The organism is Shewanella inventionis (assembly GCF_019931735.1).
In the GTDB taxonomy this organism is placed as follows: Bacteria; Pseudomonadota; Gammaproteobacteria; order Enterobacterales; family Shewanellaceae; genus Shewanella; species Shewanella inventionis.
This window is the reverse complement of the sequence record NZ_CP082926.1, coordinates 1,545,485-1,567,981: the sequence shown is the minus strand read 5'-3', so window position 1 is coordinate 1,567,981 and position 22,497 is coordinate 1,545,485. Positions and strand designations below refer to the sequence as shown.

Annotated in this window: 16 protein-coding genes, 3 pseudogenes and 1 riboswitch; of the genes and pseudogenes, 5 read left to right on the top strand and 14 right to left on the bottom strand. The window is 41.2% G+C overall.

Annotation, left to right across the window (positions count from 1 at the left end; genetic code table 11):
* Positions 1–92 precede the first annotated feature (92 nt).
* The 3 genes from K8B83_RS07120 to K8B83_RS07110 all read right to left on the bottom strand — a co-directional run bounded on the left by K8B83_RS07120 (position 93) and on the right by K8B83_RS07110 (position 4,355).
* On the bottom strand, positions 93–653 hold the full coding sequence (locus K8B83_RS07120) for a hypothetical protein (protein ID WP_223419430.1): 561 nt from the start codon (positions 651–653) through the stop codon (positions 93–95).
* Between the two features lie 20 nt (positions 654–673).
* Positions 674–2,205 (bottom strand): IS3 family transposase gene (locus K8B83_RS07115; RefSeq protein ID WP_223417398.1). Its coding sequence is split into 2 segments (ribosomal slippage): positions 674–1,743 and positions 1,743–2,205, totalling 1,533 coding nucleotides; the frame shifts between segments, so codons are not numbered across the junction.
* A 1,610-nt stretch (positions 2,206–3,815) separates the two neighbouring features.
* Positions 3,816–4,355, bottom strand: coding sequence for a DUF4377 domain-containing protein (locus K8B83_RS07110; RefSeq protein WP_160054380.1), 540 nt, complete (start codon positions 4,353–4,355; stop codon positions 3,816–3,818).
* A gap of 201 nt (positions 4,356–4,556) precedes the next feature.
* Between K8B83_RS07110 and K8B83_RS07105 the strand changes: the two genes are divergently transcribed.
* Complete coding sequence (locus tag K8B83_RS07105) at positions 4,557–5,612, top strand: M12 family metallopeptidase (protein ID WP_223419428.1); 1,056 nt, start codon at positions 4,557–4,559, stop codon at positions 5,610–5,612.
* A 444-nt stretch (positions 5,613–6,056) separates the two neighbouring features.
* On the opposite strand, the gene K8B83_RS07100 is transcribed toward K8B83_RS07105, so the two are convergent.
* Positions 6,057–6,653: a tyrosine-type recombinase/integrase gene (locus tag K8B83_RS07100; protein WP_188741112.1), complete on the bottom strand. Its 597-nt coding sequence runs from the start codon at positions 6,651–6,653 to the stop codon at positions 6,057–6,059.
* A gap of 127 nt (positions 6,654–6,780) precedes the next feature.
* Between K8B83_RS07100 and K8B83_RS07095 the strand changes: the two are divergent.
* A pseudogene (locus K8B83_RS07095) lies at positions 6,781–7,223 on the top strand (IS3 family transposase); the annotation flags it as partial.
* A gap of 127 nt (positions 7,224–7,350) precedes the next feature.
* Here K8B83_RS07095 and tnpC read toward each other — a convergent pair.
* Genes tnpC through K8B83_RS07080 form a run of 3 tightly spaced genes read right to left on the bottom strand, consistent with a single transcriptional unit; the run spans position 7,351 to position 9,682 of the window.
* On the bottom strand, positions 7,351–8,985 hold the full coding sequence (gene tnpC, locus K8B83_RS07090) for an IS66 family transposase (protein ID WP_223419095.1): 1,635 nt from the start codon (positions 8,983–8,985) through the stop codon (positions 7,351–7,353).
* A 23-nt stretch (positions 8,986–9,008) separates the two neighbouring features.
* Entirely contained in the window at positions 9,009–9,326 is a 318-nt protein-coding gene (gene tnpB, locus K8B83_RS07085; protein ID WP_086904928.1) for an IS66 family insertion sequence element accessory protein TnpB, read from the bottom strand.
* Positions 9,323–9,682: a hypothetical protein gene (locus tag K8B83_RS07080; RefSeq protein ID WP_086904927.1), complete on the bottom strand. Its 360-nt coding sequence runs from the start codon at positions 9,680–9,682 to the stop codon at positions 9,323–9,325. The genes tnpB and K8B83_RS07080 overlap by 4 nt, the downstream gene beginning before the upstream one ends.
* Before the next feature lie 71 nt (positions 9,683–9,753).
* Here K8B83_RS07080 and K8B83_RS07075 point away from each other — a divergent pair.
* Positions 9,754–10,224: pseudogene (locus K8B83_RS07075) on the top strand (IS3 family transposase); the annotation flags it as partial.
* 136 nt (positions 10,225–10,360) lie between these two features.
* Here K8B83_RS07075 and K8B83_RS07070 read toward each other — a convergent pair.
* A complete protein-coding gene (locus K8B83_RS07070) occupies positions 10,361–12,070 on the bottom strand; it encodes a DUF5666 domain-containing protein (protein ID WP_188741114.1) in 1,710 nt (569 codons plus the stop codon).
* Between the two features lie 873 nt (positions 12,071–12,943).
* Here K8B83_RS07070 and K8B83_RS07065 point away from each other — a divergent pair.
* Positions 12,944–13,195: a hypothetical protein gene (locus K8B83_RS07065; RefSeq protein WP_223419427.1), complete on the top strand. Its 252-nt coding sequence runs from the start codon at positions 12,944–12,946 to the stop codon at positions 13,193–13,195.
* A 335-nt stretch (positions 13,196–13,530) separates the two neighbouring features.
* On the opposite strand, the gene cobO is transcribed toward K8B83_RS07065, so the two are convergent.
* From cobO to K8B83_RS07035, 6 genes and pseudogenes are all read right to left on the bottom strand, one after another.
* Complete coding sequence (cobO, locus tag K8B83_RS07060; RefSeq protein ID WP_188741063.1) at positions 13,531–14,169, bottom strand: cob(I)yrinic acid a,c-diamide adenosyltransferase; 639 nt, start codon at positions 14,167–14,169, stop codon at positions 13,531–13,533.
* Positions 14,170–14,489: 320 nt separating this feature from the next.
* Positions 14,490–14,732 (bottom strand): P-loop NTPase family protein, encoded by a 243-nt coding sequence (locus K8B83_RS07055; protein ID WP_188741062.1) that lies wholly within the window; start codon positions 14,730–14,732, stop codon positions 14,490–14,492.
* A 21-nt stretch (positions 14,733–14,753) separates the two neighbouring features.
* Positions 14,754–15,539 (bottom strand): adenosylcobinamide-GDP ribazoletransferase, encoded by a 786-nt coding sequence (locus K8B83_RS07050; RefSeq protein WP_188741061.1) that lies wholly within the window; start codon positions 15,537–15,539, stop codon positions 14,754–14,756.
* Positions 15,540–15,548: 9 nt separating this feature from the next.
* Positions 15,549–15,820, bottom strand: a pseudogene (locus K8B83_RS07045) (nicotinate-nucleotide--dimethylbenzimidazole phosphoribosyltransferase).
* A 320-nt stretch (positions 15,821–16,140) separates the two neighbouring features.
* Complete coding sequence (locus K8B83_RS07040; protein ID WP_188741060.1) at positions 16,141–17,232, bottom strand: FecCD family ABC transporter permease; 1,092 nt, start codon at positions 17,230–17,232, stop codon at positions 16,141–16,143.
* Positions 17,225–18,034: an ABC transporter ATP-binding protein gene (locus K8B83_RS07035; protein WP_188741059.1), complete on the bottom strand. Its 810-nt coding sequence runs from the start codon at positions 18,032–18,034 to the stop codon at positions 17,225–17,227. The genes K8B83_RS07040 and K8B83_RS07035 overlap by 8 nt, the downstream gene beginning before the upstream one ends.
* 80 nt (positions 18,035–18,114) lie before the next feature.
* Positions 18,115–18,231: riboswitch (cobalamin riboswitch) on the bottom strand.
* Between the two features lie 485 nt (positions 18,232–18,716).
* Between K8B83_RS07035 and metH the strand changes: the two genes are divergently transcribed.
* Positions 18,717–22,433: a methionine synthase gene (gene metH / locus K8B83_RS07030; RefSeq protein ID WP_188741058.1), complete on the top strand. Its 3,717-nt coding sequence runs from the start codon at positions 18,717–18,719 to the stop codon at positions 22,431–22,433.
* Positions 22,434–22,497 lie beyond the last annotated feature (64 nt).

The following is a 22,497-nucleotide window of genomic DNA, read 5'->3' as shown; positions in this document are numbered from 1 at the left end:
AGAGCGATAAAAACAATAAAACCGATATTGAGCTAACAATATCGGTTTTTACTTTTTAATTACAACGTTAGTTATAACAATTGAATGGCTTTTTAGAAGTTACTTGGACGTTCTTCTAAATGCATCTGTTCAACCAGACCTTGGCCTGTACGTTGCTGATATGCAGACTCCGCTTGTTGCATTCTAGTACGGCCACTATTCACTAGGGCTTGGCCCTGTTCAGTTTCACTTTGACCTTCAGCTAGGTTAGTGTTGCCATCTTCAACAAGCTCTTTGCCGTCAACATAATTTTCATCGGCATCTTCCCAGTCGTCAGCGATGTCATCTAATCTGTCAACAATTGCAGCTGCACGTTTACCATTTTGAGCACCTGTTAACGAACTTGCCATAGATTGAAATGCTTGACGTTGTTTTTGGGCTTCTTGTACGGCTTGCGCCATCAATTTTTCGCCTTCACGAATTTGAGCATTGCCTTTGTCCATTGCTTTGCGACCATCAGCAAGTAATTCTTGGCCTTTTTTAACGTCCTTTTGACCTTGCTCCCATTGCTGAGATAAGTCGAGGTTCTTTTCACTTTCGGCTTTAATTTTAGAAGCAAATGTGTTCTGAGTTGAAGAACAACCTGACAACCCAACTACACCGGCGTTTTTCAAGGTAGTTGTCGCCTAAGCTGTTAAGCTGCTTCTTTTTTGTTCTCTGGGTTTAACTCCACCTCACCGATTTCATCCCAGTTTCTGGTGCCATTTGACCAGCGGTTAGGGTTAATTTTTTGCGCTTTTTTGTATAACTCACGGCGTTTTGCCAATATTGCTTTATCTTCACCATGATGACGTTGTGCGGGTGTCACGAATTTGATACGACTATGTCTGTGCTCATTGTTGTACCAATTCGCGAAGTCTTTCACCCAAGTTCTTGCATCTTCAAGGCTTTTAAAGCCTTCACTTGGCCAGCGGTGGCTGTATTTGACCGTGCGAAACAGTGATTCCGAGTACGGATTATCATTGCTGACACCTGGACGACTACGAGAGCCTATTACTCCCATTTCAAGCATCTTGGACTGCATCGTTAAGCATTTCATCGGACTGCCGTTATCTGAGTGCAATACCACGTTTTGTTTAACGCATTTCTCAGCCCAGAGAGTTCGCTCAAGCAACTTTGCAGCATAGTCACCTGATTCACTATCATGAACTTCCCAACCCACAATTTTACGACTGAAAATGTCGATTATCATGTAAAGGTAGAAAAACCGTCCAATCACTGTTGAAGGACAGTAGCTGATATCCCAGGTCCACACTTGATTTGGTCCTGTCGCTGTGTACCCCCTAGGCTTAGCTCGGCTACCTTTAGGTTTTTCTTTTCCTCGATGAGTGAGTTGGTTGTTGGCCTTCAGCACACGATAAAAGCTTGATTCAGAAGCGATATATTGCCCATTATCTGCCAGCATTGGTACTATCTGGCTTGGCCCTAAATTAGCGTATTCTTCTTGATTACTGATAGCTAATATGGCTTGCTGTTCTTCCTCTGTTAGCTTATTTGGGGGCTGGGGTCTATCCGCTATAGGTCTTTTATCACCGATGATTTCACCGCCTTCTTGCCAGCGCTGTAACGTCCGTATAGACAAACCAATTTCTTCACAGGCTTTCTCTTTTCTTGCGCCTGAGGTAACGGCATTATCAATCAAGGATGTGTAATGCAGCCTATCTGAGAGTGAGGTTAACTGTCCTCGTCTTCCCCCCAGTAGGCATTTAACTTTTTTCTTAACACCAATAATGCCGCGGTTTCAGCTAGGGCTGCATCCTTACGTTTTAACTCTTTTTCTAGCTCTTTAATTCGCTTACGGTCGGCTTTTCGCTCTTGGGCTAATTGCTTACGCTGCTGGGCTTGTGTTTGATTGCCTGCAATACAGCTTTGCTTCCATTCTTTAACTTGTTCAGGGTAAAGCCCTTTTTCACGGCAATACTCACTTAACTCAATTTCGCTTAATGCTGACGTTTCTAAAACAATTGAGAACTTTTGCTCTGGTGACCAACCATCTAAATTATTACTCTCTGCCAAACTAGAACCTACTTTTAAATACTTATCTCGCCATGAATACAAAGTAGATAAGTTGATACTTTCTAGCTTTGCGAATTGGCCTAATGATAAGCCACTTTCAAGGAGCTTTCTAATGACGGCTTGCTTATGCTCTTCTGGATAATGCTTCATTCATAACTAACTTACCGCTCCCTGTTTTATTTTTATGAAAAACTGAGGCGACAACTATCCTGACACAGGGGGACACCAACGACTAACAAACTACAAAGTACTGTTTTCATTTAACGCCTCCATAATACGGGGGTAGGAACGGCGCAATTAAACAGCCTAGTAACAAAAATAGCAAGTACTGTTTTTCATTAATTCTTTTTAATAAAACCCAGCAGCCTCGCGGTTTAGCAACTTTTGCTAATAAAAGCAAATGAGTAAAAAATGGGCCCATTATAAAGAATGAAAAAATAAATTTTACAATAAGTTAACATATTTTTTCCTGTTCTGTTTTTTTCTTCTAAAATGGCAAACTAAACATCCGACTGAGTCGTTAACTTTTGATTAGCTGATACAAAAAATTATTTACAGCCTCCTGTTTGGCTGACAATTTACTGCAAACCAATTGTTTTATCTTCTGATTTACAACTTTCAAACTGCTCAAATCAACTGGATAATTTTGATGTAGCGGCTAGGCCTATTCTTTTAAGAGGAAGCAGCTGTTGGTTTCCTATTGGTGTTGTGCGGGCGAAGCGCCACGACGTTAGTGGCCGCAAGCCATAACCTAAACAAACTTCGGGGCATAAATGAATTTCATGTCTAATCAACATACCCTAATGAAATCATTGATAATTTCGTTGCTTTGTTCTGCGACAAAAAAGCCTCTGCCCATAAAATGAGAAGAGGCTCAATTGTATATTCGACGTTCTACATCACATCAAACAACAGCAATTGTCACTGGAAGCAAAGAGTGACATCCTATTAACTCAAACAAAAATAAGATGTTAGGCAACGATACTCAATGAAATCACTTCTATGACACGCGGTAAACCCATCCCTGGGCGCTCTGCGAAAACATCCATGTTTTCGAAGGTCATAGCCGCGATTACATCCGCCGTATGGCTATCTTCGATTTAACCTTGTTTGTAATTGGAAGAACTAACGCATTTCTGGACAAAGGCATGTTAACAACTGTCTCATGGTCCTAACTTTAATATCGTCCTAACTCTAACGTCGTCCCGGCAATGCTCTTGAGCCGGGACACAGGTGTTTTGCTTTTTATGGTTTTCGGCCAAACCAGATCAAGAGTGGCCAATGGAAATAGGCCAGATAGAGCTATTAACTCAAACAAAAATAAGATGTTAGGCAACGATACTCAATGAAATCACTTCTATGACACGCGGTAAACCCATCCCTGGGCGCTCTACGAAAACATCCATGTTTTCGAAGGTCATAGCCGCGATTACATCCGCCGTATGGGTATCTTCGATTTAACCTTGTTTGTAATTGGAAGAACTAACGCATTTCTGGACATTTCTGAGTTACGAATGCCATCAGTGTATGCCTTGTTCGCATAAATAAAAATATGGGAAAATTCTATATCAGTGGCCAGTTTTAGTGAACCACTATAGATTTCAGTTTTGAAAAATATGGAAAATTCTAAACATGTGAAGTAATGGTGATTCAATACGGCCAATATTTATCGGCCGCTACAAATATTGATTGTTACTAGAGCGAATTTATCACTTATAATTGCACTATAATGGCTTTCTTATTTGCAAATTGATAGATTTCTAATTCCATGAAATTAAATTGATAACACCATTCCCCATATATTTAAAAGTGATTGTCACTATTCCACCTGAGTTATTCATATTTAATAAAGACTCACACAACGCTGTATCTTCACACTCAAATGATTGACTTAAAAAAAAGTACTCACCATCATTCATATGAATTGTTGAGTCAAGAAGTTCAACATTATCAATGACGTACTCCACACCCAATTCATCTTCAACCGATGAGTTGATACTAACCAATGAATACTGTTTACTTGAAGCGTCCGCAGAAGGTGAGCCATCCTCATTGACTTCGACTGTAAGCTCATAAGTATACCCCCACATATAAGTAAAGCCTTCAATTTCGTCATAAAAGAGCTTGCCATCAGCCAAAACGCAAAGCATTTGATTTACACCTGTGCACGGTTGCATATAAGAAGCTATGGAGGTTGACTGTTCATATGATGAAGCGTCTTTTTCGTCTGAATTGTTACAAGCTGACGCGAACATAAGGCAAACAAAAAACAAAAATGAAAATGAAAATTTAGATTGCATAACACTAATCCTTTAGTTTTATTGGATATAAATAAACATAATTATAAATTTTTATATTAGCAACAAAATAAAAACAGTAAATAGACGCAGATCACATCTTGGTAACAAAATTTTTACATATGTTACTATCTTTATTTCTAATTAAATTTCTGAATAAAAACCAATTTCGGACTTTTATTGATTGTAAATAGGATCGAAGGAATGAAATTATTTAACTATTTAATCTTATCTTCATGCATTACACTGTCACTAAACTCACACTCGAAAACGTATGATATATTGGTAGAAGGCGCCGATGAAAATAATGTGTTGGTTCACAAAACTCTAACAGTTGAGAGATCAAAAGGTGAATATATTTTTGAAGGAGATATCATTGTCACTGAGCATATTGAAACTCTAAACACTCCAACTCCTTATTCCGTTATCATTAGCGGTAGTCAATATAGATGGGATTTGGGTGTAATTCCTTATACCATTTCAACAAATTATAGCACCAGTCAAATAAATTCAATTCTTCAGGCGATGAGTGATATAGAAGATGTTTCAGGTGTTATTTTTGTCGAACGCTCGAATCAAGCGGACTATATCTCTATATACAAGGGCTCAGGTTGCAGCTCTCAAGTAGGGAAGCGAGGTGGCTCTCAAAATGTTAGTTTAGCAGATGGTTGCTTTAGCGGCGGAACACCTACACATGAACTCCTACATGCTGCAGGCTTTTGGCATGAACAATCACGGGAAGATCGTGATTCATATATTACAATTAATTGGGAGAATATTATATCCGGGAAAGAGCACAATTTTGAACAACATATTTCTGATGGGGAAGATGTTGGCCCCTACGACTATAATTCTATAATGCACTATCACTCGACCGCTTTTAGCTCTAATGGTCAAGCAACTATTTCGAGAAATGACGGTATGTCTTCTCTAGGTGGTTCTGTTATGACTTCGACAGACATTTCTACTCTTCGAGAAATGTACGGTTATCTTCAAGAAGTTGATTTAAACGTAAATTACCATTATTGCTACGGCGAAAACTCTCTCAATTGGGCATCATATAATGATGATGCTGATTATTATGAGATTCAGATAAATTCAGGGTATGCGTTTTCAAACTTCGCAACAACTACAAATAAAGCATATCAAGTAAGTGTTAATCAAAATACAGAGTTCAGAGTTCGAGCTTGCAATAATGAGGGGCAATGCTCGAAGTACTCTAACAGCGTTACAGCCAAATATGCATCAGTTTGTATGTGATTTAAATAGTTGAAAATTGGCTGAATTTTAAGTGAAGACTAAACATTCTGGGCTTTCTGGCTTGGTAACTTAACTAAAATTCAGCCTATCTAACTGCATCGATTCAACATCAAGTAATATTTCTATAGCATAGTCAATTGGAAAGTTAACTTGAATCAGGATTAATATTTTGTTATCCATTCTTGCTGTTGAGACTGTATCCATAGATAGACAAGCCACTGTATTATTTAAATCGTCACAGAAATAGTAAACACTTTGGTGCATTATCTGGAGTGGACCTAGTTCAATGGACACTCTGTAGCATTACTAAAATTAGGCCAACAGGCCAGTATCAAGCAAATCTAATCTAGGCATGCGAAACAAGCTTTGGGGCAAAGATTTGCCAGTAATAAAACCGTTGCCTTTAGCTGATAAAGTAGCCCTAGGTTGTAGGGCCATTTAATATTAGCAATCTGTACTTTCTGAAAGTAAGAGAGCATCTTCTAATTCAACACCAAGATATCTTATCGTATTGTCTACCTTTGTATGACCTAGTAAAAGTTGAACTGCTCGAATATTCTTTGTTTTTGCATAGACAATAGTCACCTTGGTTCGCCTCATAGAGTGGGTTCCATATAGGTTCGGATCTAATCCCAGATCGGATGCCCATTTCCTAACAATGTATCTATAGTATGAGTAGCTAATCGACTGTTGCTTTAATCTAGGACTGGGGAAAACAAAATCGCTTGCGCTTAACGATGCAAGCAAGATCCATTTAATCAGACTTTGTTGGGTTCTTGACGTGATTTCAAACTGAACTTCAATGTCAGTCTTATGTTGGATATGCTTAACTCGATTAAATATCCGGTCTTGAGAAGAAATATCGCATACTTTCAAAGGTAATAAGTCGCTCGCCCTAAGTTTGCTATCAATTGCCAAATTGAGCAGTGCTAACTGCATCAAGTTGCTCTCAATCTCAAGTCTGGTACGAATTCGCCAAATTTCTTCAAGACGAAAAGGCTTTTTGACACCACTTCGTTGCCCACGGTTTAATATGACCATGATGACCTCCTTTTTGGTTGCTTGGTCATCACGATTATAGTTAGTGGAATTTGCACAGAAATAATTTAGATCATGGAGTCTAATTAATCTGACATTGATTAAAAAAAGTATGGTAATCAGATATGCTGAGCTTTTATCTCTAAGGAACAAGGTTAAACAGCTTCGGGTAGAGAAAGAAATACTAAAAAAGGCCAGTGCCTTCTTCGCGAAAGAAATGAATTAAAGTTTCGGTATATTCGAAACAACCGCTCTCAATTCAAAATAAAAACAGTTTGTAGGGAACTGAAAGTCAGTCGCAGTGTCTATTATGACTGGCTAACGAGACCCGCTAAGATTATTAGCGAAAATTAGCTAAACCTATACCAAACGGCAAAGTGTCTTTTCAGGCGTAGTCGTAACAGCTTAGGCTCACGTCAGCGCTCTATTATGCGTAAGCTTGGCTTAGTCGTGACTCAGCGGCAAGCTTATAAAGTAACGACGAAGCGAAAACACAGCGACAGTGTTGCAGGTAATGCTCTAAACCAAAACTTTAAACCACCGCAGCCTTGCCTAATCAGGTTTGGGCGGGTGATGTGACGTGAGCTTACGGCAGCATGGCGTGACATAAGTAATAAAGCAAAAAATCTGGTTTCTTAAATTTCAGGCACGGCAATACTTAGGCCACTGGCCCAAGCATTGCTTGATTATGAGCGGTTTATTATTGGTATTGGTCGAGATAATTCCAAGGTAGGTATTTTTCAGGATGCTTTTTTGCATCATCCGCATCTCGTTGCAGTCGCGTAAAGTAATCAAATACATTGATGCCTGCTTCATTGCCTGTTGCTATCATCGACGTGATAACATCGCCAATGTTCGCACCGAGTAAGCTTTTACGAAACATCGCATTTTTTCTATCTCGCACCACTATTTTTAACATCGATTCTATGCGGTTATTATCTATTTTTACCCCTTCGTGATGGCAAAATAAACTCAGCCCGTCATAGTGTTTTAAAAAATAACGGATAGCTTTGCCTAGACCGCTATTTTCTTCAATGCTTTCATTAGTAAAGTGCTTTTCACCCCAACTTTTAATCGCTTCAAGTATGGGTAATGAATGTTGCTGATGGTACTCAAGTCGCTCGCGTGCGGTGAGTTCACGTTCAATGGTTGTCTGTTCATTGCGCCAAACTTCACCATAGAGTGTGAGTATATTTTCAACCTCTTCGGGGAAATGATTAATGACATCGACAAACTGGCGCCTTGCATGGCTATTACAAAGTGATGTTTCAACCTCGCAAGTACTTGGCTGATTACTGGCGAGCGCATCACTCATTAATATCGGTGCGACAGTGACTTGTCGTTTGTAGAGTATGCGGTCGATAAACTCACCTGCGTGCCCAATATTGGTTTCAAATAACACAATATCATGGCCCGTTTTTAAGCTGGCAATCACTCCTGATGTATAAACACCTGAGCGCAAGCGTGTTTTCTCGCTATTACGTACTTTCTTTTCAACTGGCTTGGCGTCAAGAATACGGTGGGTGGTGTCATCTAAGTAATAGTGCTTTGCATCGCCAGCCAACTCAAACAAGTGCTGGTAAACAGGATAAATCGCATCACAGACAAGCTCTACTTGGTCAAACACCGTCGACGCAGTGATGTTGACGCCCAATAGCTTTTGGATGTTGCCTTGACGATAAAAAGGTAGCCCTGCAAAGTATTTATAAATCGCCATTAACGCACGCGCAGAGTAACCATATTTTTGATGACTATTACCGTCATGTAATACTTCATCGGGCAGGTTTGCCGTGAAATAGGCACCACACGCATTGCAACGCAAGCGCTCCATAATATGTTGCTCTGGGGTAAAAGGCGTTTGCCCTGTAATGCGCAACAAACTGCCAGGCTCGACTTTATAGACCTTACCTTTCAAACATTCTGGGCAGCTATCCCCTTTATTTACTTCGTTTAACGCATGTTTGATGATAACCGGTTTGACCTGTGTAAAGTCTTCATCCTGTGTTTTTAGTTTTTTACTTTTCTTGCTGGTTTTTTTCTGTGCTTTACACAGGTCGCTTTGTTTTTCTGATGATTTTTCAATCCCAAGTAACTTACGTAATTTATGCACGGTGATACCGTGGTCAGCTAGCTTGTTTTGTGTTGTTGTTAATGTCAGTAACGCATCAAGCAATAACTGATAATCATCAGCGCTAAGCGCAAGATTATTTTCTTTGGCTTCAATCACTCGCTTGATTAAATCATCGAGAGATTGTGCATCGATATCGTTAAAAGGTTTTGCCACAATAAGCCTTTTGCCTGCGGGAATAAAAAAGAGGATGGAGTATGATCCCATTTAAAATGAAATCAAGCGGTTATTTATAATGGGTGGTAATTCCCGCTGAGCAATTGCCGTAAATGTTTGGCGTCCACGGACGTCATGGCACTATTAATGGTTGGCCAGCCAGAGAACTTGCCCTTAGATAAACGCTTTGTCATCAACCAAAAACCGTTATTTTCATAAGCGAGTGCGCGCACCATGGTTTTGTTACGATTAATAAAAACAAACAAGGTACCAGAGCGAGGCTCACAATGAAGGCGTTGTTTACACAGCGTAGCTAACCCATCAATGCCTTGACGAAAATCAGCGGGCTGGGTAGCAATCAAAATGTCGCTATGACGGGTTAAATGGATCATGATTTTATGGCCTCAATTAACTGAGCAAACCGTGTTTCGCTGACTTCGCCAGATACGGCTAAAGAATTGCCATTGTTGAACTTCAGGGAGATAGAAAGCGACTCGGTTATCGGCGTTGCATTGGGTAGTGAAATAAAGTGATTGGATACATCACTTGATGAGTTGGCGGTAAGCCAAGTATTGAATTGCTCATGACTAATACGCAACTTTTTAACAATGGTTGTTTTTGAATAATGCGGTAAAAGGGCGATCGCTTGCTGGCGCAAATTTTCAGGGATTGCACTACCTCGAGAAGGTTTATTGCTTCGCCACTGTTCAAAGTTAGCGAGGGTGTTAAGGAGTTTATCTGGCATCATTGTGACCGGGTTGATTTAGTTACAATGATTAAATCAGGTTAATTGAAATAAGTTGAGCTACGCTGCCGTAAGCTCACGATGTGACCTATTTAATAACTAATCAAGGATGGTTATATCTGGCGATTGTGATGGACTTAAACTCTAGGCGCATAATCGGGTGGGCGATATCAAAGCGGATGACCGTCAGTTTAGTTGAGCGTGCGTTACAAATGGCCTCAACGCTTCGTCAACGAGGTCAGGGGATACTGTTTCACAGCAATAGAGGCGCTCAATATACGAGTAAAAAATTTCAAGGAAAAGGCATTATAGCTTCGATGAGTGGTGTGGGAGCCTGCTTGGATAACGCCGTTATTGAGCGCTTCTTTGGTAGTTTGAAGAATGAACGGCTGTTGAATGTTGTGCATTTGACACGAGAAATAATGAAGCAAGATGTTGAACAATACATTAGGTATTACAACCATGAACGGTTGCATACAAAGCTCAGTGACTTAACACCAATCAGCTATGAGAAATTACAAAGTCAGGTGTCCGGTTGTGCTTGACCAGAATAGTCTTTCATATTCACTGTATATAGACTGCTTTTGGTCTGTTTTCTAAAAATACATTTCTATAGTTTTTTGTATTATGAGGATACATTATTGATTTTTAAAATCATGTATCCTCATACTTTCCTTATCCTTAACGCTCTAACTCTATGGACTTAGCGGTAATAATTCCTTGAGCACTCACGTGACCTTTCACTTTTACTTGGTCGCCTGTAACAACTATTTTCCAGAATTCGTCAGCAGGAAGTTTGTCATCATTAAATTCAAATTCAGTGTTTGAGGTTATCAAAACATCATGGCCTGAAACGACTAGCGTCTGGTCTGAAATATCCTCAACAATTCCTCTTAATTCAGTACGGTGCATACCTTCATCGGAGTGATCATTGTCAGATTCGTTTTCTTTTATTTCAACTTTAAATGCGACAAGAATACCATCAAGGACTTGACCTTTAACTTCTACCAGCATGCCATTTTGCAGTTGTTCAAAAAATGTTGCTTGGGTGACATCGTCTCCATCAGTACCCTCAAACAATGTATTTTCATTGGTACTAACGTTCACGCCGACAATATCAAAACTAAAGTCTATAATATTACTTACAGTGCCTTTTAACTCTGTATCATTATCATCGCCTTCATTTTTACGCTCCATTTTTGTTGCTATATTATTGCCTTCATTATCAATAAAGCCTTTTATTTCAACAAAATCGCCAACGGTTAAATCAGCTAAATCAAAAAAACGTTCGCCTCTATCAGATTCATCTTTCATCTTTGTTTGGTTGCTAATTTCAAACACAACGTCAAGTACGGTCACTGTACTTAAATCTAAATCAACTCCTTGTATAGCACCTTCTAAATTTAAGTTAGTTCGTTGATGAATGCGGATTTCTTTTGCCAGTAAATCACCAGTGGCATTATATTCCCCTTTAATTTTTACCCGCACGTTTAACATTAAAGAATCAACTGAACCATGTTCAAACTCGGTATTTTCATCAGTAATTACGTGAATGTCATTAACAATGAAACTACTATTTGATTCAAAACTCGTGATAAATCCTTCGGTATGTTTATCATCACCGTCTTCATGCACTTCTTTGCTTTCTTTGAGTTTTATTTCACTCACCACAAATATATCATTGGCTAATGCTGAAGATAGGCCCTTAACACGTACTTCTTGATCCTCAGCCAAGTCTGCTTCAACAAAATCGTCGAATACTGCCGAACTATAATCAATTGTTAGACTACTTAAAGTGAACGTTTTATTAACAGTGTCTAGCATTTCAACCATGCCTTGCACTTTTAACTTGGTAGACTCAGTTTCTTTTTCAATTCTTGTCGCGTACAAGTTACCATCTGCATCAAAAAAGCCACTGATTTCGAGAAAGTCTCCGGGTATAAGTTCGATGAGTATGACATTGTCCAAACTGGTTAAATCGTCAAACAAAATGGTTTGTCCAAGCACAGACAAAGAATTGCCAATTAGATCGATACTATCAAGCGGTCCTTTTATTTGTTCATCATAATGAATAGAACTAGCGTTACCCGTAGTCCCGTCTTCATTTATTTCACCATTGAGCGTAATAATCATACCAATCTGTAAATCGGTTTCACTTGCTCCTGCATTATCATCGGTTGAAACCTCTGCGGAGTCGGTTTCGTATTCAACACCATTAACAAAGACACTACCAAAACCAGTAATAACTCCCGTAATTTCTGTTGTAGTAGCGCTAGATGTAGGTGGGGTTGGTACAGTAGGATCGGGTGGGGTTGTTGGATTTGTTGACGAACCACCACAACCAGCAAGTATTGATGTGATGATGAGTGGAAGAATATATTGTTTTAACATTTTTTTATCCTCAGTAATTAATCATATGTAAAAAATATGTGAAAATTTTTTATTGTGATTGATAACTTTGGAAGACGGCTATTTGATGACTAAATAAGAAATTTAAAATCACTTTGATAGACTTTCTTCGTAAAGAAAATAGCAAACTATCATTTACTCTAGGTAATCAACAATTCACTACGATTGTTTTGTACTCATTCGATTAAGTATAGAACAATTTATCAACATGATCAGATTATAAGTCAACCAACTTAACCAATCAATGTAGTGGTCAACTTAATTTGGCCACGGCTTTAGAATCTAACCAAAACCTTCGCTCTGATCCATTTGGGCTCAATCCAGCCCGAACTCAGTCATTTTTAGTTTCAAGAATTCAGCTTGAAAACCGTCTTTTCTGTATGCACAGGTAAACCAAATCCGTTGCTCACTATCAACATCAAAGCCTACTGATGTGGCTGAAATGAGAATTCTCATGATGCTCGTGCTTTAGCACAGACCAATATTCAAAATCCACTCTTTCAGTAGCATGTACATTTAAGGCCAAAGCACTAACTAATATCAGAAGCAATGCTTTCATTTTCTCCCCCCTTACATTTCCTAATAAGAAACCCCTAATAAGGTTCAATCATTAGTAATATTAAGTCAAAAAGTTTCTTATGAAATTGTTAGTTTTTACAGATCTAAGTAGGAATGGGGCAAAAGCGAGTTAGTAGTTAAGCTCTAGATAATATAACTTGCAATACAAGCCCAGCAAAACTTCTTACTGTTAATCTAAGCAGTCGGACTCTTAAGACACCTTCATTGACGGACTCTGTTATATTTAAATATGCTAATTCGCTGCATATTTGTTATTAAAGCTTTAGGAGTTAACGAATGACTACTACCCAAGTTTCCTTTGAGCAACTAAAACTCAAATTAGGGCATTATTTTACAGCCGAAGAACAAGATTATGTATTTCCTCTCTTACTTGCGTGGGCAGGATGTTCAGACCAGGCCATATTTTGGTTTAATAATGAGCTAATACCTGCATTTGGGAATATTTCAGCGTTAAGTTTTTGCGAAAATGGGCACACTAAGGCTTTTATCGAGTACATTAAGTCTGCCCAGTTGGGCGGTTATGCTTAAGATCGATTCTATTTAAATTTGATGTATCTTAGTTGGGAGAATGATTACAATTGTCGATGGAAGCAAGCCTGACATACGCCTCTTTCTGCTTTCAATAACTTAGCTAAAAATATAAGCATACTCTGACATAAAATGTACCCATTGACTGACAAATCAAAAACCTAATATTACTGCCTTTTCGGCAGTTTTTTTGAATTTGTCAGACTATGCTTCAATAATCATTCAATTTATTGTTTTTATTAAGCTTATAAAAACCCCATTTACTTCAATTACCATTTTTATGTCAACGTATAGGTTAAATTTGTCAATGTATGCTTTCAGCGACAATTAATAAATCAATAATCAAACCCAAGTTGCGCTTTAATGCCATCATTAAACGCGTGCTTTATCGGAGTAATTTCGCTGACTGTATCAGCTAATTCAATAATGTCGCGGTGACAAGCGCGGCCAGTGATAATGACATGCTGCATGGGTGGGCGATTTTTTAACGCCGTTAATACTCGCTCAAGCTCGATATAGTGATAACTCACCATGTAGGTTAACTCATCAAGCAGTACCAAGTTAACCGTCTCATCTTTCAGTAATTTTTCGGCTTCAACCCAGGCTTCCATTGCAGCGGCGGTGTCTTTTTCTTTATCTTGGGTTTCCCAGGTAAAGCCCGTGCCCATGACATGAAACTCAACCCCTGCACCTTCTAATAAATTACGCTCGCCACACGCCCAGGTGCCTTTGATAAACTGCACCACGGCCGCTTTATGCCCATGACCAACCGCGCGCGCAACGGAGCCAAAACCCGATGTCGATTTGCCCTTACCATTACCGGTAAGCACTAACAAAATACCCTTTTCATCTTGTGCTGCGGCAATTTTTGCATCAACTTCTTGTTTTACTTTTTGCTGACGCGCTTTATGGCGTTGTGCTTTAGTGGCATCAATTGCCTTAGTTTGCTCAGTTTTTTGATTATCGGTTGTCATATCTGTGTTCCTGTCAGTGTGCTCATATCCAAGTGCGCTTTTATTTAGGCAACAATACGCATGAAAGGCTATTCGTAGATCGGATTGTTGTGCAATTGGGTGTACATCGAGTGCAAGTGCAATGAAATGTTATTGCTTTAATGTAAAAGCAAGCCCGCAACCACCAAAGTCACTCTGGCAGCCTCTTGCGCAACGGCTTGAAAAACAGCCTGACTTTGCAACACATTTGCAGCTAAATTCGCCCATGGGGCTAAGCCTGAGCCCACATTTTACTGACGACAACAGACTCACCCCGCAATACATTGAACAATAACGATTTTTCACTGCCAACTGTTTAGTTCGACATCTAATAAATAGTTAGAGAGAGGTAAGTTGAAGCAGTCAATCAAGATGGCTTGTTGGTGTAATGCCCCGTTGCGCAAACGAGGCATTACACCCTGCTGATGCTTAATACGTGCAGGCATTTCAGGGGCTAGTGCAGTTGCAGTTGCCACATCAATACCCAACAACAGCTTACTGGGCGACACATTGCTCAGCGTACCGTTTTTTACCACTACGCGCACCGCCCAGCACCAAATGGTTCATTAGTTTAAACCCACCGCTAAAATCACTAAATAACAACACACTTCACTGATTTGCTGTGCAGCCCCTAATGTATCACCGGTATATCCGCCAATTTGTTTACGGAAAAAACCGCCCAACAAAATGCGCACCAACCACAAGGTAATAAACAGTACAAATGCCGCCACACCATTAAGCCATAGCAATACAAAAATGCCACTGGCGATTAAAATAAATAAATCATTTAAGTGTTGGCCTTGTGCTATCGGTTTAGGATTACTTGTATTTTCGTCGCGAACATATTGCTCACTAAAAATCAGGCTAGACGCTACAACCCGGCTTAATGTATGACCCGCAATAAGAGCACTTACCGCAGCCATTGGGCTGTATAACGCTAGCTCAACCAATAACTGCCATTTAAGCAATAACACCAAACCTAATGACAAGGCACCATAACTGCCCAATTGCGAATCTTTCATGATGCGCAGCTTGTCTTCCACCGTATGACCGCCGCCAAACCCATCAGCCGTGTCAGCTAAGCCGTCCTCATGGAATGCACCGGTCACTAGCACTCCAGCTACCATGGCCAATAAAATTGCGATGCTAGCAGGTAAAATGAGTTGCGCTAACCAAAACACTAACGCACAAATTAGCCCAATAAATAAACCGACTAACCCAAAATATCGGCTGGCCTTATTCAATTTATCATTATCTATGACTACCCAAGATGGTGTGGGGATCCGAGTAAAAAAACTCATCGCCACAAAAAATAAATTTAACTGCCGTAACCATTTTATATCGCCAGACATTTTGATCCCTTAAACCACATTATTAACGCCAGCATCAGCAACACTGGCCATTTGATGATAAAAATTCATTGTTGCCTGAATAAGGGGTAAGGCTAATGCAACCCATCTACCCTCTCCAAGCCGTAAACCCAACGTCAGCAAAGGTGTTGCTTGCCGTTGTTGTAACATTCTTTTGCGCCCTTGATCTTAGAATCATAAGCAAAGGCTGAATAATCGCTTGATTGTGGGGCTAATTTTACCGCAACTAACGCCGCAGCAGTAGCGATAAAACCCGCTATCAACAGTATTATTTTTTGTTCAGCCGCCAACCTTGTACACTTGCAAAACTGCCCAAATTTGCTTTAACCGCTTCTGCCAAGGTAATTTTAGTACGATGCAATTTAGTAGCTTGATTAATTAATTGTCACTTTTTTATTCACATTACATCGTCAATGCTTAACGGGAATACAGATGCATTGATTTATCACTGTGGCAATCCCTCTTAACGACAGTAAATTCTGTAATCAAATACTGCAAAACAAACACAAAACTGACGACAAAGACATTAACGCGAGATGGAATAAAAGGTCGTACATGCTCGTCATTTTCCTTGGCACTAAAATCAGCGGCGATGACGCAAAATAAATAAAAAGAACACACTGCCAAGTGCTGCCGTAATAATGCCCACGGGTAATTCTTGATTTGTTAACAAACAACGAGCAACAACATCAATCCACACCATAAACAAGCCGCCCACTACCGCGGTTAATACCATCGGCTGACGGCCAGAAAACAATAGCCTGACAGTATGGGGGATCATTAATCCAACAAAACCAATACCACCACAACTGGCCACCAGCACGGCTGTAATTAATGAACATAATAGCAGCATGCTTAGCCTAAGCTTAGCAACGTTTACCCCCAGGGTATGTGCACTCTCATCACCGGCTTGCAACGCCATAATTTGCCGCTTAAATGCCAGCATCACCAATAAACTTATCGTCACGGTTAAACTCGGTAGCCATAATTGCGCCCAACTGGCTTTAGCAAAGCTGCCTAAACTCCAAAACAGTACCGATGCAGCGGCTTGTGGGCTTGAAAAGTAAAGCAGCAAACTGGTTAATGCACCAAACAAAAATGAGGTAGCCACCCCCGACAACAACATACGCTCAACCTGACTAGAACGGCCAAAGCCTGACAACACAACCACAATAAGCACCGATAAACTGGCACCGATAAATGCTCCCAACGGAAGGCTTAGCATCGACCATGACCACCATGCATTGTCGCCTAACATTGACACCTGTAATACTCCGTCAAACCATTGAGACAATAAACCTGATTGACTAAACAACGAGATCACTAAAACCGCACCAAATGACGCGCCAGAGCTAATACCAAATAAATAGGGGTCGGCCAGAGGATTTCGAGTTACGGTTTGCAATACACTGCCAGCAATCGATAATCCCGCCCCAGCGACAAACGCCAACACAATACGCGGTAAACGCAGCTCTAATACAATACGTTGATTTAACGGACTAACCTCATTTGGGGCCAAGCCGTTTGCGGTAAACAAAGACTTAAACACGCTTATCACATCTGCAAAGTGAATATTAGCCGCCCCAAAACTCGCCGCAAAGATTGGAGTTAATATGGTGGCGAAAATTAAAAAACCGACACAATAGTAATAGCGATGTTGAAAAGCATTAATCATGATTTATCTCCTCTTTATTAGAGGTTTGATATCCATAAAAATAACTAATTAATGGCTTATGGTGTTGAGGATGTGAATTAACCTCGCAACAAACACCAAACACATCACTGATTTGGCGTTCTGTAAGCACCTGTGTGGGGTGTCCTTTGGCAATCAATTTCCCTTTGTCTAGCAGCAATAACTTATCACACATGGCACTGGCCAGGTTCAAATCGTGAATAGACGCAATCACACTGATACCGAGTGACGCAACCAATTCTAAAATTTGAATTTGATAACGAATGTCTAAATGATTGGTGGGTTCATCTAAAATTAATATCTGAGGTTGCTGAACAATAGCGCGGGCAATAAGCGCACGTTGTTTTTCACCGCCAGACAATTGCTCATAGGGTTGATGGGCATGCTTAATTAGCCCGACTTTACTCAATGCCTGCTCAATGAGCGCTTTGTCATCTGAGGTGGTTGCATCAAATAAACCTTTATGTGGCGTTAGTCCCATAGTAACCAACTGCTCTGTGGTGAGGTCAAAATAATGCGGAGTGTCTTGTTGCACTACAGCAATAGTGCGAGCTAACGCCTTTGGCGAATAAGCGGTTAAGTCTTTACCAAACAAATCAATATTACCGCCGCTGGGTAATATATAACGGTATAAACAACGTAATAAGCTCGACTTACCAGCCCCATTAGGCCCAATCAACCCCAACATTTGCCCTTGAGGTAAATTAAAATGAATGTCGGCTAAAATAGTTTTACCTTCAACTTGCCAAAAAAGATGATTAACATCTAAAACAGATTCAGACATGCTTCACACCTCGCCATGCCTGATTAATAGAAATACAACGCAACATACTCACTCCCCTAAGTCACCCGCTTAGGTATGGTTTTTAAGGGCATTTCAAGGCTGGTATCTGACTTATGAGCAAAGCCATTGCTCATTTACAGTTGCGGGCACAGTTTGGGCTTATCCCAATTCCCAATACCTTGAATTGCATAACGATTAAGGAGCTGTCATTAGCCCGGTTTGAGGCCAATACAATGTAAAGCTAACCTTGAATTGAGCATTATTTTCATCATGTTGCGCAGTATCTGTATCAACATGACTTGTTCAATAAACATCAAGCAATATCAAGTAACATCATAGCAGCATAGGTGAACGCCAGGTTAGCGAATAATGCATCTCTGAGCACCGCATTCAATGCATCGCCATCAAATAACACATCTAGTGACCATGAATGGCATGGGGTTCAAGCTCAGCCTGTTGCTATTTAGCTCGCTTCATTTAATTCAGCCTTGCTCTAGGAGTCTACATTCGCGTATTATGGACGTCTATACGTTTATATGTCTAAAATACCAATTCAAAAGATAATCATTTAGCAGAAAATCATTTCACTTAACAATGATTTTATCGCCCTACTCTTATCAAAATGGGGGTATGCTTATCTCAAACAAGGTATTTGCTACAAAGTGATAAAAAGGTAACTGTTATGGCGAAATCGACTTCTCACAGTCAAACACTTAAACAACTTAACGCATTGTTAGCAGAGCGTATTGTGATTTTAGACGGTGCAATGGGCACCATGATCCAAAATCATAAGTTGCAAGAAGAAGATTATCGCGGCGAGCGCTTTAAAGATTGGCATTGCGATGTTAAAGGTAACAACGATTTATTGGTACTCAGCCAGCCCGAGCTTATTAAAGCTATTCATGTTAAATACCTGCTCGGCGGTGCCGACATTATTGAAACCAACACCTTTAATGCCACCACCATCGCCATGGCAGATTACGACATGCAAGCCTTGTCTGCCGAAATTAACCGTGAAGGTGCCCGCATCGCTCGCCAAGCAGCTGACGAAGTGGCCGCACAAACCGGTAACCCACGCTATGTTGCAGGGGTACTTGGCCCCACTAACCGCACCTGTTCAATCAGCCCAGATGTAAACGACCCAGGCTTTCGTAATATTAGCTTTGATCAATTAGTGGAAGCCTACGTTGAATCAACCAGCGCATTAATAGAAGGTGGCGCAGACATCATTATGGTCGAAACCATATTTGATACTTTAAACGCCAAAGCCGCTTTATTTGCCATTGAAACCGTATTTGATCAAATTGGCGAACGTTTACCAGTGATGATCTCGGGTACCATTACCGACGCATCAGGCCGTACATTAACCGGCCAAACAACCGAAGCCTTTTACAACTCACTGCGTCATATTAAGCCGTTATCGATTGGCCTTAACTGCGCCCTTGGTCCAAAAGAGCTGCGCCCTTATGTAGAAGAGTTATCACGTATTGCCGAATGTTATGTGTCTGCCCACCCTAATGCGGGCTTACCTAATGAGTTTGGTGGTTATGATGAAACCCCAGAAGAAATGGCCGAGGTCATTATTCAATGGGCAGAAGCAGGCATGCTTAATATTGTCGGCGGCTGTTGTGGCAGCACGCCAACGCACATTAGTGCCATTCGTGAAGCGGTATTACGCCATGCACCGCGTACGCTACCTGAGATCCCCGTTGCTTGTCGTTTATCGGGATTAGAGCCATTAACCATTGATCAAAACTCATTATTTGTGAACGTCGGCGAGCGCGCCAACGTCACCGGCTCTGCTAAATTTTTACGCTTAATTAAAGAAGAAAAGTTTGAAGAAGCACTCGATGTAGTGCGAGAGCAAGTTGAAAATGGCGCGCAAATCATTGACGTCAATATGGACGAAGGCATGCTCGACGGCGCCGCGTCGATGACCAAGTTTTTAAACTTAATCGCCTCTGAGCCAGATATTTCTCGCGTACCGATTATGATCGACTCATCTAAATGGGACGTCATTGAAGCTGGCCTTAAATGCGTGCAAGGCAAGTCGATTGTTAACTCAATTTCGATGAAAGAAGGCGAAGAAGCCTTTATTAAACAAGCTACATTAGTGAAACGCTATGGCGCTGCGGCGATTGTGATGGCGTTTGACGAGCAAGGCCAGGCAGACACTCGCGCCCGTAAAACCGACATTTGTACCCGCGCCTATCGCTTATTAGTCGATGTAGTCGGTTTTGCGCCAGAAGACATTATTTTCGACCCAAACATTTTTGCTATCGCCACCGGTATTGATGAGCACGACAACTATGCCGTCGACTTTATTGAGTCCATCAAAGACATCAAAGCAACTCTGCCACATGCAATGATTTCAGGTGGTGTGTCTAACGTTTCGTTCTCGTTTAGAGGTAACAACCCAGTACGTGAAGCCATTCACGCAGTGTTTTTATACCATGCAATTCAAGCAGGTATGGACATGGGGATTGTTAACGCGGGCCAATTAGCCATTTACGATGACATCGATAAAGAGCTAAAAGACAAAGTCGAAAACGTGGTCCTTAATCTGCCTTGCCCAGTGGCCGACTCAAGCAACACCGAGCAGTTACTCGACATTGCCGAGCAATACCGCGGCGACGGCACGCAAGTGGCCAAAAAAGAAGACTTAGCCTGGCGTAGCTGGCCCGTTAAAGAGCGCCTGTCTCATGCTCTGGTTAAAGGCATTACCGAATTTATCGACGAAGACACCGAAGCTGCGCGTCTTGAAGCCACCCGCCCACTTGATGTGATTGAAGGGCCATTAATGGATGGCATGAACGTAGTTGGCGACTTATTTGGCGCCGGCAAAATGTTCTTACCGCAAGTGGTCAAATCAGCCCGGGTAATGAAAAAAGCCGTCGCCTATTTAAACCCGTACATCGAACTTGAAAAAGTCGAAGGCCAATCGAACGGCAAAATCTTGATGGTTACCGTAAAAGGCGATGTACACGATATTGGCAAAAACATTGTTGGCGTGGTGCTGGCGTGTAATGGTTTTGAAGTATTCGACTTAGGTGTGATGGTGTCGGTTGAGAAAATTCTCGAGGCGGTAAAAGAGCACAATATCGACATTATTGGTATGTCTGGATTGATTACCCCAAGCCTAGATGAAATGGTCCACAACGTGAAAACCTTCCACCGCGAAGGCTTAACCATTCCAGCCATTATTGGCGGTGCAACCTGCTCTAAAATTCATACCGCAGTGAAAATTGCCCCACATTACCCACACGGTGCCATTTACATTGCCGATGCTTCGCGCGCTGTGCCTATGGTGTCAAAACTGGTTAATAATGAAACCCGCCAAGCCACCATTGACGAAACCTACGCTGAATACGACATTATGCGTGAAAAACGCCTGTCGCAAACCAAACGTAAAACCATCGTATCGATTGAAGCGGCTCGTGAAAACCGTTGCAAACACGACTGGGAAAACTACACCCCATTTACGCCTAATGTACTTGGGCGTCAGGTGTTTGATGACTATCCGTTAGAAGACTTAGTGGAGCGCATCGACTGGACACCCTTCTTTAGAAGCTGGGAACTACACGGCCATTACCCTGAAATTTTAAACGACAACGTCGTGGGCGAAGAAGCGCGTAAACTGTTTGCCGACGGCAAAGCCATGCTAGAGACCATCATCAAAGAGAAATGGTTAACCGCCAAAGGCGTAATTGGGCTATTTCCTGCCAATACGGTTAATCATGACGACATTGAACTGTATACCGACGAAAGCCGCACCAAAGTTGAAATGACCACTCACCATTTGCGCATGCAGCTTGAACGTGTGGGTAACGACAACTTTTGTCTTGCAGACTTTGTTGCGCCAAAAGACTCAGGCGTTGCCGACTACATGGGCGGCTTTGCGGTGACTGCAGGCCATGGTATTGACGAGCACGTAGCGCGCTTTGAAGCTAATCACGACGACTACAATGCCATTATGCTCAAATGTTTAGCAGACCGTTTAGCCGAAGCCTTTGCCGAGCGCATGCACGAACGTGTTCGTAAAGAGTTTTGGGGTTACGCTGCCGATGAAGTCTTAGACAACGAAGCGTTAATTCGTGAACGTTATAAAGGTATTCGCCCAGCACCGGGTTACCCAGCATGCCCAGATCATACCGAAAAAGGCTTGTTATGGGATTTACTCAAACCCGATGAAACTATCAATCTTAACATCACTGAAAGCTACGCCATGTTCCCAACCGCAGCGGTTTCTGGCTGGTATTTTGCCCACCCTAAGTCACGCTACTTTGGCGTGACTAATATCGGCAAAGATCAGGTTGAAGATTACGCTAAGCGTAAAGGCATGACAGTAGCAGAAGCCGAAAAGTGGCTCGCGCCAGTGCTTGACTATGATCCTGAATAAAGAGTGACCCTGAATAAAGAGTGATCCTGAGTAAAAGTGACTCTTTGTTGAAAGTGATCTTGAG

What these genes read in the sequence shown, in the direction of transcription:
- K8B83_RS07110 (WP_160054380.1), bottom strand. Translation starts at nt 4,355, where the DNA reads ATGCAATCTAAATTTTCATTTTCATTTTTGTTTTTTGTTTGCCTTATG.
- K8B83_RS07105 (WP_223419428.1), top strand. Translation starts at nt 4,557, where the DNA reads ATGAAATTATTTAACTATTTAATCTTATCTTCATGCATTACACTGTCA.
- K8B83_RS07100 (WP_188741112.1), bottom strand. Translation starts at nt 6,653, where the DNA reads ATGGTCATATTAAACCGTGGGCAACGAAGTGGTGTCAAAAAGCCTTTT.
- tnpC (WP_223419095.1), bottom strand. Translation starts at nt 8,985, where the DNA reads ATGGGATCATACTCCATCCTCTTTTTTATTCCCGCAGGCAAAAGGCTT.
- tnpB (WP_086904928.1), bottom strand. Translation starts at nt 9,326, where the DNA reads ATGATCCATTTAACCCGTCATAGCGACATTTTGATTGCTACCCAGCCC.
- K8B83_RS07080 (WP_086904927.1), bottom strand. Translation starts at nt 9,682, where the DNA reads ATGATGCCAGATAAACTCCTTAACACCCTCGCTAACTTTGAACAGTGG.
- K8B83_RS07070 (WP_188741114.1), bottom strand. Translation starts at nt 12,070, where the DNA reads ATGTTAAAACAATATATTCTTCCACTCATCATCACATCAATACTTGCT.
- K8B83_RS07065 (WP_223419427.1), top strand. Translation starts at nt 12,944, where the DNA reads ATGACTACTACCCAAGTTTCCTTTGAGCAACTAAAACTCAAATTAGGG.
- cobO (WP_188741063.1), bottom strand. Translation starts at nt 14,169, where the DNA reads ATGACAACCGATAATCAAAAAACTGAGCAAACTAAGGCAATTGATGCC.
- K8B83_RS07050 (WP_188741061.1), bottom strand. Translation starts at nt 15,539, where the DNA reads ATGTCTGGCGATATAAAATGGTTACGGCAGTTAAATTTATTTTTTGTG.
- K8B83_RS07040 (WP_188741060.1), bottom strand. Translation starts at nt 17,232, where the DNA reads ATGATTAATGCTTTTCAACATCGCTATTACTATTGTGTCGGTTTTTTA.
- K8B83_RS07035 (WP_188741059.1), bottom strand. Translation starts at nt 18,034, where the DNA reads ATGTCTGAATCTGTTTTAGATGTTAATCATCTTTTTTGGCAAGTTGAA.
- metH (WP_188741058.1), top strand. Translation starts at nt 18,717, where the DNA reads ATGGCGAAATCGACTTCTCACAGTCAAACACTTAAACAACTTAACGCA.